At 63.6% G+C, this 14,970-nt stretch carries 20 protein-coding genes; 17 read left to right on the top strand and 3 right to left on the bottom strand.

Annotated features, from left to right (window positions below; genetic code table 11):
- The first annotated feature begins 18 nt into the window (after positions 1-18).
- The 7 genes from IIE29_RS00380 (at position 19) to IIE29_RS00350 (ending at position 6,256) form a co-directional block, all read left to right on the top strand.
- Positions 19-1,248 carry a histidinol-phosphate transaminase gene (locus tag IIE29_RS00380; RefSeq protein ID WP_209323229.1) on the top strand — a complete coding sequence of 410 codons (1,230 nt, stop codon included), beginning with the start codon at positions 19-21 and terminating at the stop codon, positions 1,246-1,248.
- Positions 1,245-1,841 (top strand): imidazoleglycerol-phosphate dehydratase HisB, encoded by a 597-nt coding sequence (gene hisB / locus IIE29_RS00375; protein WP_209323228.1) that lies wholly within the window; start codon positions 1,245-1,247, stop codon positions 1,839-1,841. Before IIE29_RS00380 ends, hisB begins: the two co-directional genes overlap by 4 nt.
- Positions 1,838-2,440, top strand: coding sequence for a hypothetical protein (locus IIE29_RS00370; protein WP_209323227.1), 603 nt, complete (start codon positions 1,838-1,840; stop codon positions 2,438-2,440). Before hisB ends, IIE29_RS00370 begins: the two co-directional genes overlap by 4 nt.
- On the top strand, positions 2,437-3,063 hold the full coding sequence (gene hisH / locus IIE29_RS00365) for an imidazole glycerol phosphate synthase subunit HisH (protein WP_209323226.1): 627 nt from the start codon (positions 2,437-2,439) through the stop codon (positions 3,061-3,063). Before IIE29_RS00370 ends, hisH begins: the two co-directional genes overlap by 4 nt.
- Positions 3,064-3,121: 58 nt before the next feature.
- The gene (priA, locus tag IIE29_RS00360) at positions 3,122-3,859 is read left to right on the top strand and encodes a bifunctional 1-(5-phosphoribosyl)-5-((5-phosphoribosylamino)methylideneamino)imidazole-4-carboxamide isomerase/phosphoribosylanthranilate isomerase PriA (protein WP_209323225.1); all 738 of its coding nucleotides are present in this window, start codon (positions 3,122-3,124) and stop codon (positions 3,857-3,859) included.
- Positions 3,860-3,863: 4 nt separating this feature from the next.
- Positions 3,864-4,700, top strand: a complete 837-nt coding sequence (locus IIE29_RS00355; RefSeq protein ID WP_209323224.1) for an SseB family protein — start codon at positions 3,864-3,866, stop codon at positions 4,698-4,700.
- Positions 4,701-4,930: 230 nt separating this feature from the next.
- Positions 4,931-6,256 (top strand): dicarboxylate/amino acid:cation symporter, encoded by a 1,326-nt coding sequence (locus IIE29_RS00350; protein WP_209323223.1) that lies wholly within the window; start codon positions 4,931-4,933, stop codon positions 6,254-6,256.
- Between the two features lie 19 nt (positions 6,257-6,275).
- Here the strand turns inward: IIE29_RS00350 and IIE29_RS00345 are convergent, their stop codons facing one another.
- Positions 6,276-7,247: a Rossmann-fold NAD(P)-binding domain-containing protein gene (locus tag IIE29_RS00345; RefSeq protein ID WP_209323222.1), complete on the bottom strand. Its 972-nt coding sequence runs from the start codon at positions 7,245-7,247 to the stop codon at positions 6,276-6,278.
- A gap of 157 nt (positions 7,248-7,404) precedes the next feature.
- Here IIE29_RS00345 and IIE29_RS00340 point away from each other — a divergent pair, with 157 nt between their 5' ends.
- Positions 7,405-8,067: a TetR/AcrR family transcriptional regulator gene (locus tag IIE29_RS00340; RefSeq protein WP_209323221.1), complete on the top strand. Its 663-nt coding sequence runs from the start codon at positions 7,405-7,407 to the stop codon at positions 8,065-8,067.
- Between the two features lie 94 nt (positions 8,068-8,161).
- On the opposite strand, the gene IIE29_RS00335 is transcribed toward IIE29_RS00340, so the two are convergent.
- Positions 8,162-8,533: a DUF1844 domain-containing protein gene (locus tag IIE29_RS00335; RefSeq protein ID WP_209323220.1), complete on the bottom strand. Its 372-nt coding sequence runs from the start codon at positions 8,531-8,533 to the stop codon at positions 8,162-8,164.
- Between the two features lie 355 nt (positions 8,534-8,888).
- On the opposite strand from IIE29_RS00335, the gene infC reads away from it, so the two are divergent.
- The 9 genes from infC to IIE29_RS00290 all read left to right on the top strand — a co-directional run bounded on the left by infC (position 8,889) and on the right by IIE29_RS00290 (position 14,617).
- Positions 8,889-9,470, top strand: a complete 582-nt coding sequence (gene infC / locus IIE29_RS00330) for a translation initiation factor IF-3 (RefSeq protein ID WP_216629483.1) — start codon at positions 8,889-8,891, stop codon at positions 9,468-9,470.
- Positions 9,471-9,570: 100 nt separating this feature from the next.
- Positions 9,571-9,777 (top strand): 50S ribosomal protein L35, encoded by a 207-nt coding sequence (gene rpmI, locus IIE29_RS00325; protein WP_209323219.1) that lies wholly within the window; start codon positions 9,571-9,573, stop codon positions 9,775-9,777.
- 127 nt (positions 9,778-9,904) lie between these two features.
- Positions 9,905-10,294: a 50S ribosomal protein L20 gene (rplT, locus tag IIE29_RS00320; protein WP_025779787.1), complete on the top strand. Its 390-nt coding sequence runs from the start codon at positions 9,905-9,907 to the stop codon at positions 10,292-10,294.
- 140 nt (positions 10,295-10,434) lie between these two features.
- A complete protein-coding gene (locus tag IIE29_RS00315; protein WP_209323218.1) occupies positions 10,435-11,256 on the top strand; it encodes a TrmH family RNA methyltransferase in 822 nt (273 codons plus the stop codon).
- Positions 11,257-11,418: 162 nt separating this feature from the next.
- Entirely contained in the window at positions 11,419-11,688 is a 270-nt protein-coding gene (locus tag IIE29_RS00310; protein ID WP_209323217.1) for a hypothetical protein, read from the top strand.
- Between the two features lie 67 nt (positions 11,689-11,755).
- Entirely contained in the window at positions 11,756-11,998 is a 243-nt protein-coding gene (locus IIE29_RS00305) for a hypothetical protein (RefSeq protein ID WP_209323216.1), read from the top strand.
- 76 nt (positions 11,999-12,074) lie between these two features.
- Positions 12,075-12,734, top strand: a complete 660-nt coding sequence (locus tag IIE29_RS00300) for a pentapeptide repeat-containing protein (RefSeq protein ID WP_209323215.1) — start codon at positions 12,075-12,077, stop codon at positions 12,732-12,734.
- Between the two features lie 151 nt (positions 12,735-12,885).
- Positions 12,886-13,788 carry a polysaccharide deacetylase family protein gene (locus tag IIE29_RS00295; RefSeq protein ID WP_209323214.1) on the top strand — a complete coding sequence of 301 codons (903 nt, stop codon included), beginning with the start codon at positions 12,886-12,888 and terminating at the stop codon, positions 13,786-13,788.
- 61 nt (positions 13,789-13,849) lie between these two features.
- Positions 13,850-14,617: a DUF429 domain-containing protein gene (locus IIE29_RS00290; RefSeq protein ID WP_343071741.1), complete on the top strand. Its 768-nt coding sequence runs from the start codon at positions 13,850-13,852 to the stop codon at positions 14,615-14,617.
- A gap of 5 nt (positions 14,618-14,622) precedes the next feature.
- Here IIE29_RS00290 and IIE29_RS00285 read toward each other — a convergent pair whose 3' ends face one another.
- Positions 14,623-14,907 carry a hypothetical protein gene (locus tag IIE29_RS00285; protein ID WP_209323213.1) on the bottom strand — a complete coding sequence of 95 codons (285 nt, stop codon included), beginning with the start codon at positions 14,905-14,907 and terminating at the stop codon, positions 14,623-14,625.
- Positions 14,908-14,970 lie beyond the last annotated feature (63 nt).

Raw genomic sequence — 14,970 nt, 5'->3', positions numbered from 1 at the left:
TCTCGGTAGAATGATCGCGTGGGAAACTTCGAATCTCTGCCAGTGCGTTCCGACCTCGTCGGCCTCAAGCCCTACGGGGCTCCGCACCTCGACGTGCCGGTCCAGCTCAACGTCAATGAGAACGCCTATCCGCTCCCGGACGTCGTCGTCGACAGCATGCGTGCCGCCGTCAACGATCACTTCTCCGGACTCAACCGTTACCCCGATCGTGAGTTCACCGCACTGCGTGAACACCTCGTCACCTATCTCACCGGCATCAACGAACGTGCCGGGGACAGCGTCGAGCTCGACCCCGCAATGATCTGGGCTGCGAACGGTTCGAACGAGGTCCTCAGCCATATCGTCCAGGCCTTCGGCGGACCCGGCCGTACCGTGCTCGGCTTCACGCCGTCCTATTCGATGCACCCGCTGATCACAACCGGAACGGGAGCCAGCTGGCTCAGCGTCGACCGCAAGGACGACTTCACGCTCGACGCCGACACCGTCGCCGCCGAGGTCGCACGGATCGACCCCGATATCGTCTTCCTCTGCACCCCGAACAACCCGACCGGCACCTCGATCGGGCTCGACGTCATCGAAGCGGCCTACGACAACTGCTCGGGGATCGTCATCGTCGATGAGGCCTACGCGGAGTTCTCCCGCCCGGCCAAGCCCTCGGCCATGACCCTGCTCGAGGGACGTCCCCGCCTCGTCGTCTCACGCACCATGAGCAAAGCCTTCGCCTGTGCGGGGCTGCGCCTGGGCTACGCAATCGCCGATCCCGATCTCATCGACGTCCTCCGCCTCGTCCGCCTGCCCTATCACCTGTCCGAGGTCACACAGGTGCTCGCCTGCACCGCACTCGAACACGCTGACGTGCTGCTGGGCAACGTCGACCGACTCATCGATTCCCGCAACCGGATGTCGGCCCACCTCGCGAAGGTCGGCTTCAGCGTCCACGACAGCGATTCGAACTTCGTGCTCTTCGGCAATATCTCCACCCCGGCCGAGCTGTGGCAGAAGCTGCTCGACCGCGGAGTGCTCATCCGCGACATCGGCATCGACGGCCACGCCCGCGTCAACGCCGGCACCGAGGACGAGACCGAGGCGTTCCTGACCGCGATCGACGAGATCCTCGCCGAATCCCCGGACATCCTCGCCGCACCACCGGCCGAAGATGCGCATCCGGTCGACGGCCCACACTCGTCCGAAGACGCGCCCCACAGCTCCACTCCGTCACCCGCCGCCCCGACGAAAGGCACTCCATGAGGCAGGCCCAGAACTCACGCACCACCTCCGAGTCCACGGTGTCCGTGTCCGTCGACCTCGACGGCACCGGAGCCTCGACCATCTCCACGAGCGTGCCGTTCTTCGACCATATGCTCACGGCCCTGGCGAAGCATTCGATGATCGACCTCGACATCACCGCCACCGGAGACACCCACATCGACGTCCACCACACCGTCGAGGACACTTCGATCGTGCTCGGCCAGACCCTGCGCGAGGCCCTCGGCGACAAGAGCGGAATCCGCCGCTACGGTTTCGCCGCCGTCCCGCTCGACGAAGCGCTGGCCCAGTGCGTCGTCGACGTCTCCGGCCGTCCCTACTTCGTCCATGAGGGCGAACCGGAAGGGCAGCAGTATCACCTCATCGGCGGTCACTTCACCGGATCGATGACCTCCCACTCGCTCGAGTCGATCGCCTTCCACGGCGGACTGACCGTCCACCTCGACCTCGTGCGCGGTCGCGACCCGCACCACATCGTCGAGGCCCAGTACAAGGCCTTCGCCCGTGCCCTCCGCGCGGCCGTGGAGGAAGATCCCCGCAGCAATTCCGTCCCCAGCACCAAGGGAGTCCTGTGAGCACCACCGTCGTCGTGACCCCATTCGGGGTCGCCCAGCAGCTTGCCGCGGCCTGTGTGCTGTCGAACATCTCCGGGACCATCGTGCCGATCGGGGAGTTCAGCGGAATCGTCCTCAACGACACGGACGTGGCCTCCGGCAACGAGGCGGCCGCGGCGATCTCGAAGCTCGCCGGCAAACACGAAGTCCTCCTGCTCGTCCGCAGCGAGGAGCAGATCGACGCCGGACACTACCGCCACGGCACCCGCGAATCCGATGTGCCGGCCGGTCTGGCGCTGAAGAACCTGCCCGATGTGCTCGAACAGCTCCTGCTCGAAACCGTCTCGGCCGACGACGTCGAGGGCAGCATCCGAACCGATTCGATGACGAAGCTGCAGGCCAGCGCCGCGACCATGACACCGGGACGGGCCGCCGTGGCGCGCACCGCTCTGCTGTGGATCATCGCCGCAGTCCTCGCCGGACTCGTCACCGCCTTCGGGATCGCGCTGGGTCTCGGCGGCAACAACGTCGCCTGGGTCATCGCGGTCTTCGGCGTCATCGTCCTCGGCTTCTCCCTGTGGCGGATCTGGTCCGTGCTGAGCAAGGGAGCCAAACGATGACGAGCGTCGCGGTCCTCGACTACGGAGCCGGCAACGTCCGTTCGGCCGTGCGAGCGGTCGCCGCCGCCGGTGCCGAGGTGACGCTGACCGCCGACCACGATGTCATCAACGACTCCGACGGCCTCCTCGTCCCCGGCGTCGGAGCCTTCTCCGCCGTCATGGCCGGACTCGAGAACGTCGGGGGAGTCGAACTCATCCGCACCCGCCACGAACAGGGCCGCCCGCTGCTGGGCATCTGCGTCGGCCTTCAGGTGTTCTTCGCCCGCGGGCATGAGCACGGAGTCGAGACCGAGGGCATCGGACTGTGGCCCGGAGCGGTCACCGCCCTGGCCGCCACTGTCGTACCGCACATGGGATGGTCCCAGGTCAGCGCCCCGGAGGACTCGGAGATGTTCGCCGGCATCCGTGACGACCGCTTCTACTTCGTCCACTCCTACGCCGCCGGCGACCCGCCTGCCGGCACCACGGTGACCACCGCCCGCCACGGCGGCGAGTTCATCGCCGCCGTCGAGGACGGCACCACCTGGGCCGCCCAGTTCCATCCCGAGAAATCCGCCGAGGCCGGAGTCAGGCTGCTGCGCAACTGGCTCGGATCCTTCGCGGCGCAGACGCCCGGTTCCTGACCGAGCCCACCCACTACCATTGGCCGAAACCCGTGGCACCCCGTGCAGAAAGGTCACAATGACAGACACTTCGAACAAGCTCGTCCTCCTTCCCGCGGTCGACGTCGCCGACGGCAAAGCCGTCCGTCTCGTCCAGGGCGAAGCCGGCACCGAGACCGACTACGGCTCACCCATCGACGCGGCTCAGGACTTCGAGAACAGGGGAGCCGAATGGATCCACCTCGTCGACCTCGACGCGGCATTCGGACGCGGCTCGAACTCCGACCTGCTCAACCAGGTCGTCAAGGCCGTGGGCATCAAGGTCGAACTCTCCGGCGGGATCCGCGACACCGAGAGCCTGGAGCGCGCGCTCGACACCGGCGCCGAGCGCGTGAACATCGGCACCGCAGCACTTGAGAACCCCGAGTGGACGGCCGAGATGATCACCCGCTTCGGCGACCAGGTCGCCATCGGACTCGACGTCCGCGGCACCACCCTTGCAGCGCGCGGCTGGACGCAGGACGGCGGCGACCTCTACGAGGTGCTCGAAACGCTCGAGGCCGCCGGCTGCGCGCGCTATGTCGTCACCGATGTGCGCAAGGACGGGACCCTGCAGGGACCGAACGTCGAACTGCTGAAGTCCCTGGCCGAGAAGACCGACGCCCCGATCGTGGCCTCGGGCGGAGTCTCGAGCCTCGACGATCTGCGCGCCCTGCGCGAACTCGTGCCCTTCGGCGTCGACTCCGCGATCGTGGGCAAGGCGCTCTACGCCGGCAAGTTCACCCTGGAAGAAGCCCTCGACGTCGCGGGACGGTGATCGCTTGAGCACGCACTCACACGGTTCCGAAGGCGGAGAGAACCCGGCGAAGTCGCAGGATCCGGCGAAGTCGCAGGATGCCACCCGACCGAACGGGCCCACGGACTCGGCCGGGCAGGCCTGGGCCGGACGGAACCTCAAACCCAACCCGTTCTCCGGCGACAGCGGGCTAGCCGATGCCGCCCTCCTCGAAGCGATGCAGCAGGTCGCGGCCTCGCCGCTGGATCCCGAGGCACACCAGCGAGTCGTCTCCGCACTGTCCGGGACCAGGCTGTACGCTCCGATCGTGCCCATGGTCGTCGACCAGGAGGTCGGGGAGAACGGGCTGATGTCCGACAACTCCTCGGAGATGGCGATGGTCCGCCTGCAGGCCGAAGACGGACGTGAGTGCACTCCGGGCTTCTCCGGAATCCCGCCGCTGACGGCCTGGCACCCGGATGCCCGGCCGGTGCCGATCGAATCCGAACGGCTCGTGCTCGGCGCCATCGAGGCCGAGTCCCAGCTCGTCGTCCTCGACCCGGGCGCGGAGTCCTCGTTCCTGCTGCGCCGCCCGGCCATGTTCGCCTTCGTCCAGTCCCAGCCGTGGACCCCGGCCTGGGCCGACGCCGAGGTGGCCCACCGTCTGCGTGCCATCGCCGAGTCGTTTCCCTGGTTGGCACGGCTGGCCGTCAGCCCCGGCAGCAACAGCGTCCACCTCGGCGGACCGGAGCTCGGCATCACCCTCGGCGTCGAATCCGAAGTCCCGCAGGACGAAGTGCGCCGGTTCCAGGAAGCCGTGGCCGGCGATGAGGAACTCGTATCGAAGATCGACTCGCTGGCCATCCGCCTCGTCGAGTCCTGACCCGTTTCTTCACCCGAGGCGATGGGGCTGAGCCGCTTGCTCGGGCCCTGAACTGAGCGACACGGGTGTGCTCGGGCGACAAGGCCCCCTATGCTTATCAATCATGGGCGACCTCCGTGACCGCAGTCACTCCGGCGTCGCCAGCCCGGTCGAGATCAATGACTCACCGTGTTCTCCCCTCACAACGAGGTGTGGAGAATTCGAACACGAACCTGTAGGAGAGATGACTCATGGCAGACGTGAAACCAGCTTCACCGGAACGCAGAACCCCATGGCAACGGTATTTGGCATTTCCACTGATCTGGAAGTTCGCTATAGCGTTGGTGCTCGGCTTGATTGTGGGGCTGATCGTGGGTCCGCCGATCGCCGTAGTGCAGCCGTTAGGCGATCTGTTCTTGCGTCTGCTCCAGATGCTTGTGATCCCCCTGGTATTTTTGACGCTGCTCTCGGGTGCCGCGTCCGTCTCCCCATCCAATCTCGGCCGAGTCGGTGGAAAAGTCTTCGGGTACTATCTGGTTACTTCGGCCGTTGCCATCGCCCTGGGTCTCGGGCTCGCGCTGATCATCAGCCCGGGCGTGGGACTCGACATGCCGGGCACCGGAGGGGAACCTGAGCAGGCCCCTTCGCTTGTCGACACATTTCTGAACATCGTTCCGGAGAACATCGTCAGCGCGATGGCCGAAGGCAACGTACTCGCCGTCATTTTCGTTTCTGTCATCGCCGGACTCGCGTTGGGATCCATGCTGTACAGCGATAGCGAATGGATGCGCAGTCTGGCAGAACCAGTGAAGAAGCTGTCTGACGCAGGGTCGGAGATCATGTTCAAGATCGTGCGGGGCGTGCTCGAGTATGGGCCGATCGGTGTGTTCGCCCTGATCGCGGTTGTCGTCGGCGAGACCGGAGCCGACTCACTGCTGCCCATGCTCCAACTGACGGTGAACGTCTATCTTGGTGTTGCGCTGATGATCGGCGTGTATGTTCTGATCCTGCTCGCTTTCAGGCTCAACGTCCGACGGTTCTTCGGCGCCGCGAAGGAGCCGATGCTGACTGCGTACGTGACGCGCTCTTCGAGCGGAAGCCTGCCGGTGAGTATGCGCGCCGCCGAGAAGCTCGGCATCTCAGAGAGCACCTACGGATTCAGCCTTCCGTTAGGCGCGACGATCAACATGGACGGCACTGCCTTGTACGTCGGCGTCTCAGCGATGTTCGTCGCCAATGTCTCCGGAGTTGATCTGTCCTTGGTGCAGATGCTCGAGATCGTGGCCGTCGGTGTGCTGGCCTCGATCGGCACCGCCGGCGTCCCCGGTGCCGGTCTCATCATGTTGTCGCTTGTCATCTCCCAGGCTGGTCTGCCCTTCGCCGCTGTCGCTCTCGTGGCCGGGGTGGATGCGCTGCTCGACATGGTCCGCACCATGTGCAACGTGACGGGCGATCTCACCGGAACCTATATCGTCGCGCGATCCGAAGGTCAGATCGACGATCCCGCCGCAAAGGGGAAGCAGCGACGTGGCGCCGAAAGCCGCGCTGCAAGTTCCGAGATCGAAGGGGGTCGGTGAGCTTCTCGAGCGGACAGCCTCAGAGCATCTGCCGCACGCCTTCACGCCAATCGGTGGTGCCGACCTCGGCCGCGAGCTTGCCAGGGGAGATGACGCAGGGGGAGTACCAGATCGGGGCTAGGCGGTTGAGCTCGAAGAAGGAGCGTTCGGCGACGCCTGCCGCCCGTGTCACCCAGCGCGGGACCGAGACGGGACGCTTGGGTTTCTGACCGAGAGAGTTCGAGGTGAACTCGGCGATCTCGCCGAGAGTCGGATTCGACGCCGGGGCGATGAACAGCCGGTGCGTCCCCGCGGGGGCATCCTCGAGCAGCTGCGCGGAGCGGATCATCGCGGCTGCATGATCGGCGATGACGGTGATGCCGTGAGCGACGTCGGTGCGAGCGGGAACCACGGCCCGGCGACCCTTGGAGATGGGCTCGGTGATGCACATCCGCACGACCGAGGACCAGGGTTCGGCGCTGCGTCCCAGCAGATCGCCGGCGACGACGGTGGCGCTGACGGCAGAATGCGCGGCGCGGGCCTCGAGTAGGCGCTTGCGGATCCGTCCCTTGTCCTCGACCGGAGCGAAGGGGGAGGTCTCGGTGATCGGCGCACCGAGGCCGGCGAAGGCGTACACGGATTCGGGGAAGACGACAGGGATGCCCAGCTCGTCAGCGGTATCGAGGACGACCGAGTCCAACCCCGGCAGTATCTGCTCCCACTTCCGACTGTCATAGGGCGCATGAGCGCAGGCGAAGATCGCATCGACGCCCTCGGCAGCCCGGGCCAGCTGATCCCGATCGCTGGCATCGGACTTGATGTGCACGGGAGCGGGAGCAGAAGCAGAAGAGTGTGCGAGAGATGATGCCGAATCGGCAGCGCTCACACCGACTGGTGCCTGCTTGCCGGCACCTGTGCGGGTGGCGATTCGCGCCGAGACGCCGAGTGCCGCGAGTTGAGCGGAGATCTCGGAACCGATCTGCCCGTTGCCGATGACGAGTGCGCTTTTCATGAGGTCCTCCCTGACAGTGGTGCCTAACAAACTTGGCAGTGATGCCGAACAAAACAAGAGCGGTGCTCTCTGAAATTCAGCGTAGACCCATCCTGTGCCCAAAACAAGAGCACTGCTCACTGTTGTTACGCACGATCTCTGAAAGTAGGGTGCAGTTATGACGGACACGACCCCGCGGCAGCGCGCCCGCCTCGAAACAGAAGCGCAGATCACAGCGATCGGCAACAGGATGGTCGACGAGGACGGGATTGAGGGGGTCTCGCTGCGTGCGATCGCCCGCGAGCTCGGCGTCGTCTCGAGCGCGGTCTACCGCTACGTGAGGAACCGCGACGAACTGCTGACGATCCTCATCCGCGATGCCTTCGATCAGATCGCAGACTTCGTCGACGAGGCGCTGGCGAAGGAGCGGAGCGTGGCAGTTCTGGCGCTGGCGATGCTCGAGTGGTCGCGGGGCCATCCGAATCGGTGGGCACTCATCTACGGAACGCCGATCGCAGACTATGAGGCACCCCGCGAGGAGACCGTCGTGCCCGGAACGCGGATCATGGTCGCTCTCGCGCAGCTGGTTGCCGACAGCACGGGCGGCGGCGAGGGGCCCACCCCTGAGCCACTGCCGGCTGCAGCGGCACTGCAGCCGCTGCGTGAGGGTCTGGCGGAACTCGGCCTCGAGTATGAGGGCGCGGTGATCATGTCCACCGTGACGATCTGGGTCGCCGTCATCGGGCTTGTCAACGCTCTGCGCTTCGGTCAGTTCGGCCCGGGGCTCGACGGCGTCGAAGACGAACTCATGCGCGGGGTCATCAGCAGCCTCGGCGAGTGAGGACATGACTGCGGCCCCCGACCGATGATCGGGGGCCGCAGTCAGACAGACGGTGTCGGCCGACGCCGCGAAGGCGTCGGCGGGGGAGAGTGGGTCAGCGGACGGGGCCGGTGAACTTCTCTCCGGGACCTTCGCCCGGTGCGTCGGGGACCTCGGAGGCCTCGCGGAAGGCCAGCTGCAGGCTGCGCAGTCCATCGCGCAGCGGGCGGGCGTGGTGATCGCCGATCACTGTGGCCGCGCCGGTGACGAATCCGGCGAGTGCGGTGATGAGCTTGCGGGCCTCGTCGAGGTCCTTGAGGTCGGAGCCGGGGCCCTCGGAGGTGTCCTCGGCCAGGCCGCACTTGATGGCGGCGGCGGACATGAGATGGACGGCGCTGGAGGTGATGACCTCGACGGCGGGCACCTCGGCGATATCGCGGGTGACTTCGGCGATCGCCTCGGCGGGAACGGAATCTTCAGAACTCATGCCATAAGCTTGACATATAAATCAATCTGCCGGTCACCTCAGGGTCTCGATGTGCGAAGAGTCATGATGCGTAGTACACTGGAGGCTGGTGCGAAGCGGAGTCTGACTCCCACCTTGATCGCGAAGAGCGATCGGGTCCAAAGATCTGGCCTGAAGGATACGTATCCGAACGGGTTCCGGATCGAGGTGTATCACCGAAGTCGTACGGTACTCCGTACTGCTCGAGTGTGCAGGCTCCCTTGGCATGTGTGTCAACGGGAGCCTTTTTCGTTGTCACGACCACATTTGAGCAAAAAGGAGTGAACACATCAGCGAGACGCGCATCAATGACCGGATTCGGGTTCCCGAGGTTCGGTTGGTCGGACCCAATGGTGAACAGGTCGGTATCGTTGCCATTCGCAAGGCACTCGATCTCGCCCGCGAGGCGGATCTCGATCTCGTCGAGGTAGCACCGCAGGCGAAGCCACCCGTAGCCAAGCTCATGGACTACGGAAAGTTCAAGTACGAATCTGCTCAGAAGGCCAGGGAAGCCCGGAAGAACCAGGCGAACACCGCGCTCAAGGAGATTCGTTTCCGTCTCAAGATCGACGAACACGATTATGAGACGAAGAAGGGCCACGTCACCCGCTTCCTCGAAGGCGGCGACAAGGTCAAGGTCATGATCATGTTCCGTGGCCGTGAGCAGTCCCGCCCCGAGATGGGCATCAAGCTGCTCAACCGCCTCGCCGAAGATGTGTCGGACCTCGGCACCGTCGAGTCCTCCCCGCGAGTCGACGGACGCAACATGGTGATGGTCATCGCCCCACTCAAGTCAAAGTCTGACGCCAAGGCGGAGGCCCGGAAGGCATCAGCAGGTGCCAAGGGCAAGACCGCTGAGGTGAAGTCCCGTCGCGATCGGGTCGCTGCAGAGAAGAACGCAGCCAACCCGGACGCGTGAGAAGTTAGGTAACGTCGCGTTCGAGGCCTCACGGGTCTGTGCGTGTGAAGTAGTTGCCGGCGGTCACCGCCTGCAACGAATTGCAAAGGAGAACGGCACCATGCCGAAGCAGAAGACGAACAGCAGCGCCAAGAAGCGCATGCGCGTGACTGGCACTGGCAAGATCATGCGTGAAGGCGTGAACAACCAGCACAAGTTCGAGGGCAAGACCTCGGCGCGTAAGCGTCGCGTGGCCACCGACCAGGAGATCACCGGCGGAGATCGCGCCAAGGCCCGCAAGCTTCTGGGCAAGCTCAAGGGCAGGTGAGACCCTTTCATGGGTCTTCGTTCCGGGCAGATTCCGGGACATCCCCGGGCAGCCGATCATCGGCTCCCACAGCTTGAACCAGAGTCCGGCACCGCCGGCAGATAAGAATTCTTCGAAGGAGTAACACGTGGCACGTGTGAAGAGAGCGGTCAACGCTCACAAGAAGCGCCGGGTCATCCTCGACCGGGCAAGCGGCTACCGCGGACAGCGCTCGCGCCTGTACCGCAAGGCCAAGGAACAGGTCATCCATTCGCTGGTCTACAGCTACCGTGACCGTCGCAAGCGCAAGGGTGACTTCCGTCGCCTCTGGATCCAGCGCATCAATGCCGGCGCCCGCGCCAACGGCATGACTTACAACCGTTTCATCCAGGGCCTCAAGGCCGCTGGCGTCGAGGTCGACCGTCGCATGCTCGCCGAGCTCGCTGTCAACGACTCGGCCACCTTCGCGCACCTGGTCAAGGTCGCCAAGGACGCTCTTCCTGCTGACGTCAACGCAGCGAAGACCGACGCCGCCTGAGCAGCGTCATCTTAAGACTCCGGTCACCTCGGTGACTGCCAACGGCCCCGAACTGACATGGTTCGGGGCCGTTGAGTCTGTTCGGGCAGAGTTCGTCTCTGCCTTACATTCGCTCCCTCAATTCTTAGGACCACGCACGCATGAAGCTCCCAGACGTCATCTCCTCGCCCCAGTCGAAGCGGATCAAGAATGCCGCAAAGCTGCTCAAGCGTCGTGACCGCAAGGCGACCGGGCAGTTCCTCGTCGAGGGGCCACAGGCCGTGCGCGAGGCTCTGGCTCGTAAGGGGTCTGTTGTAGAGCTCTTCATCACCGAGGAAGCCGCCGAGAACCATCCGGAGTTCCTGGCCGCGGCCAAGCACGGACGCCTCCAGGCGAGCATCGTCACTCCCGAGGTGCTCACGGAGCTCGCGACGACAGTGCACTCTCAGGGCGTGGTGGCCGTGTGCAAGGCCCTGGATGTGGAGCTGACCTCGGTGGTGAACAAGGAAGCACAGCTCGTCGTCGTGCTCTCGCAGGTTCGTGACCCCGGCAATGCGGGCACGATCATCCGTCTGGCCGATGCTGCCGGCGCCGATGCTGTCGTGCTCACCTCGTCGTCGGTGGATGTCTACAACGACAAGACCGTCCGCTCGACCGTGGGTTCGCTCTTTCACATTCCCGTCGTCACCGGAGTCGGACTCTCAGAGGTGACCGAACTCGCACGCGCTCGTGGCCTGCAGGTCCTCGCCGCCGACGCAAACGATGAAGCTCACGACCTTCACCACCCGTGGGACACCGGCCTCGACCTGACCGCCCGAACCGCATGGGTGTTCGGCAATGAGGCTTGGGGGATGAGCGTCGACGATCTGGAACTGTGCGATGCATCCGTGGCTGTGCCGATCTACGGCTCGGCGGAAAGTCTCAACCTCGGTACCGCTGCGGGCGTGTGCATCTACGAGAGCGCGCGGAACCAGCGGATGTGAAGGGCTGTGGCGCGGTCGCGACGCCTCTTGCCGCGGTATCTCCTCGACACCTCCGGGGCAGTAGTGCACTACGGAAGTGGTTCAACTCTTCGCCGATCTGCGTTACGGTAACGACAAGGAGTCTGTCCAGACCGTCGGAATGATCAGCGTGGTGAGGTGAGAATGGCTGAAGCGTCTGAGCGGCCGAAGTCTCTCGCGATGCTGCGGAGTCATCACCTCAACGAAGCTGTTGACTCCGTGGTCTGCTTCTCGGCTGTGTCGTATATCTTCTGGGTCTTCGACTTCGGCACTGGTGCGTCACCGTCGGTACCGCAGGTGCTGGTCACAATTGTGCTGCCTGTTGCTCTGCTCAAGGAGTACATCCTCTACGTGTCGGCAGTGAAGAGATTCGGCTTCGTCGAGGTTCCGAGAAGCACGAAGGCGATTGTGTAGCCGCTTGAGAACCGGAGAATGAGTCGATTCGGCGAAGACCGCGAAGACTGCAGAGAGGATTTCAGCTTTGAATGCCGCAACCACCGAGCCGCAGAGTCTGCACACGTTGCGCAGAAAGTCCCTCCACGACGGGCTGTTCAACGTAGCGCTCTTTGCCGTCATCGGGTTGCTCTGCTGGGCGATCGACTTCAACTCGCACAGCGCAGTCTCGGCCGCACGGATGATGTTCACGATGCTCATCCCCGGCCTGATCATCTATTCGCTTGTCGAATATTTCGTTAACAAACGACTGTTGGAACTCGATACTTAGACCGCCGTCTATCGTCAATGTTCTTGAGGACGTGCCGCCGACGCGGCATGTCACCGCCACCGAATAGGGTGGGCGCATGACAGTTCAGAACCCGCGCCCCACGAAGATCAGCCTCGAGAATCTCGTGGAGGGCTGCCTCGGCGATATCGGTCGAGAGGAATTCCTTGAAGGCATGGAGTTCACCGACCTCGACCTCGCCGAGGCGGCCGCCACGCAAGCGACGTTCCTCGACTGCCGATGGTCGAACGTCAACTTCGGCGATGGCGAAGGTCCGATCGATCTCACCGGAGTCAGGATCTCGGGAACGGAGATCATGGACTGCCGCGCTGACACCTGGAACATGCCCCGTGGGAATCTGCTGCACACCGAGATCTCTGGCACGCGGATCGGTGCGGGTGTCGTCTACGACAGTGTCTGGGAGAAGGTGCTCATCTCCAACTGTCGCATCTCGTATCTCAACTTACGCGGGGCGAAACTCACCGACGTCGAATTCCGCGATTGCAAGATCGACGAGATCGACCTCGACCGTGCCAAGGCCAGCCGGGTCGCGTTTCCAGGAAGCAGTGTCGGCGTGTTCCAGTGTGAAGGTGCCGCCCTCGGCAATGTCGACATCCGGGGGCTGGAGCCGCACAAGATCTCCGGAGTGCACTCATTGCGCGGAGCGACCATTGACGACACTCAGCTCATGCTCTTCGCCGAACTCTTCGCCTCCGAACTCGGCATCACCGTGGAGTGAGTGTGGGCGCTGCCTCGCGGCGAAGCACGCTCTCTGACCAGGTGAGAAACCTATTGCGCAGCTCATTCTTCGGTGAAAGACTCACAGCATCGCGGCATTCGCCCGTAGCGAGTCCGCGTTCTCACTTTCGAATCGATGGAGGATGCGCAAGATGGCCAAAGAGATTTTCGTTTCACTCGGTATCGACATCGATGCAGTGTCAGGCTGGCTCGGTTCCTACGGTGGGGAGGACTCTCCCTCGGACATTCAGAGGGGCATCTTCGCCGGCGAGATCGGAGTTCCCAGGCTATTGAAGATGCTCAAACGCCGCGACCTCAAGGCAAGCTGGTTCATCCCCGGTCATTCGCTCGAGACCTTCCCTGACCAATGCAAGATGGTGCACGACGACGGACATGAGATCGGCGCCCACGGCTACAGCCACGAGAACCCCGTCGCGATGACGAACCGTCAGGAAGACATCATCATGGAGAAGTCCGTCGAGCTCATCACGAACCTCACCGGCAGACAGCCGCGCGGATACGTCGCACCATGGTGGGAATTGAGCGCATACACTCCAGAGCTGCTCAAGAAGTTCGGTTTTGACTACGATCACAGCCAGAGCCATAAGGATTTCGTGCCTTACTACTCCATCGTCGGCGACGAATGGACGCCGATCGACTATTCGCAGTCGCCGGAAACGTGGATGAAGCCGCTCAAACACGGTCAGGAGATCGATCTCGTCGAGATCGCCGCGAACTGGTACGTCGACGACCTGCCACCGATGCTGTTCGTGAAGGGCAGCCCGAACAGCCACGGCTTCGTTAATCCCCGCGATATCGAGACCCTGTGGCGCGACCAGTTCGACTGGGTCTACCGCGAACTCGACTATGCGATCTTCCCGATCACGATCCACCCGGACGTGTCCGGCCGACCGCAGGTGCTGCTCATGCTCGAGCGACTGTTGGACTACATCGGCGGACACGACGGAGTGAAGATCGTGACCATGGGCGAGATCGCCGATGACTTCCGCGCCCGCTATCCGTTTGAGTCTCCAGAGCGCCCACCAGCGTACTGAAAACACTGGTCAGCAAGCGGCGTCCGTCGTCGGTTCCTCCGTTGAGCGAGTCGATGACCTAGTGGATACACACGGAAAGAAGGTCGGGATGAGAGTTGCCGGAGTCGACCTCGCAGCTGAGGCAAACCGCACGGGCCTCGCAATACTCAGTATCGATGAGCTGCACGCGCTCAATGGGCGAATAAGGATTGACCACCTTCTCCTCGGCGCCGACGATGACGCTATCCGGGCCACAATCGCTCAGGTGGACGGGACCGGCATCGATGTACCTCTTGGCTGGCCACAGAGATTCGTCGAGTTCGTGTCCGACCACGCCAGCGGAAACCTGGCAGCGCCGGAGACCACCGACCGCGAATGGCGACGGGGGCTGGCGCTGAGGGAAACTGACCGGTTCGTCCAACGCTGCACCGGTGTCTGGCCCTTGAGCGTAGCCACCGAGCGGATCGCCTATGCAGCAATGCGCTGGGCAGGTATTGAGGCTCAGCTGAGGGCAGAGGGAGTCCCAGTTGCCCGAGACGGGTCAGGTTCTGTTTACGAGGTCTATCCTGCGGCAGCGCTGAAAGCGTGGGGTCTGCGACATCGTGGTTACAAAGGACAAAAGAATTCTGAAGTCCGGCACCAGCTGGTCGATGACCTATCCGCGAAGTTTCCCAACTTGGAGTGGAACGGGCACAGGGACTTCTGCGTCGCCGATGACAATGCGTTGGACGCAGTGCTGGCCGCCAGCATCGCACTGGAAGCCTATTTGGGCAGATGCGAACCGGCCCCTGCTGATTTGAAGTCGAATGCGCTACGAGAAGGGTGGATCTGGGTTCCAAGAAATGACTGAACTGACTAGGTGTCAGCGTCCAACTGTTCCGGGCTGTCCGGGGGAGTGAAATAGGTTCTGCGGAGGTAGACCATCACTCCACCGCAGACCGCAGCGACGACGACCGCGGTGACTGTCACGTCGATAACATCAGTTCCGCCGACCAGCAGTGACGGCAGCACGAATCCGCCCACCAGCGAGCACAGCAACACGACTCCCAGCGGAAGGCTGCCGATGAAGCTTTTGACCTCGAGATCGACACCTCGCGACCGAAACACGAACCAAACGGCTATCGCCGAGGCGGTCGTCACCCCGAAGACCATCCAGAGCAGTGAAGCGATCGGTCGGTCTCGGAAAAGCGCTTTGACGACCTC

The organism is Brevibacterium renqingii, assembly GCF_017808095.1.
In the GTDB taxonomy this organism is placed as follows: Bacteria; Actinomycetota; Actinomycetes; order Actinomycetales; family Brevibacteriaceae; genus Brevibacterium; species Brevibacterium renqingii.
This window is presented reverse-complemented; position numbering and strand designations above follow the sequence as displayed.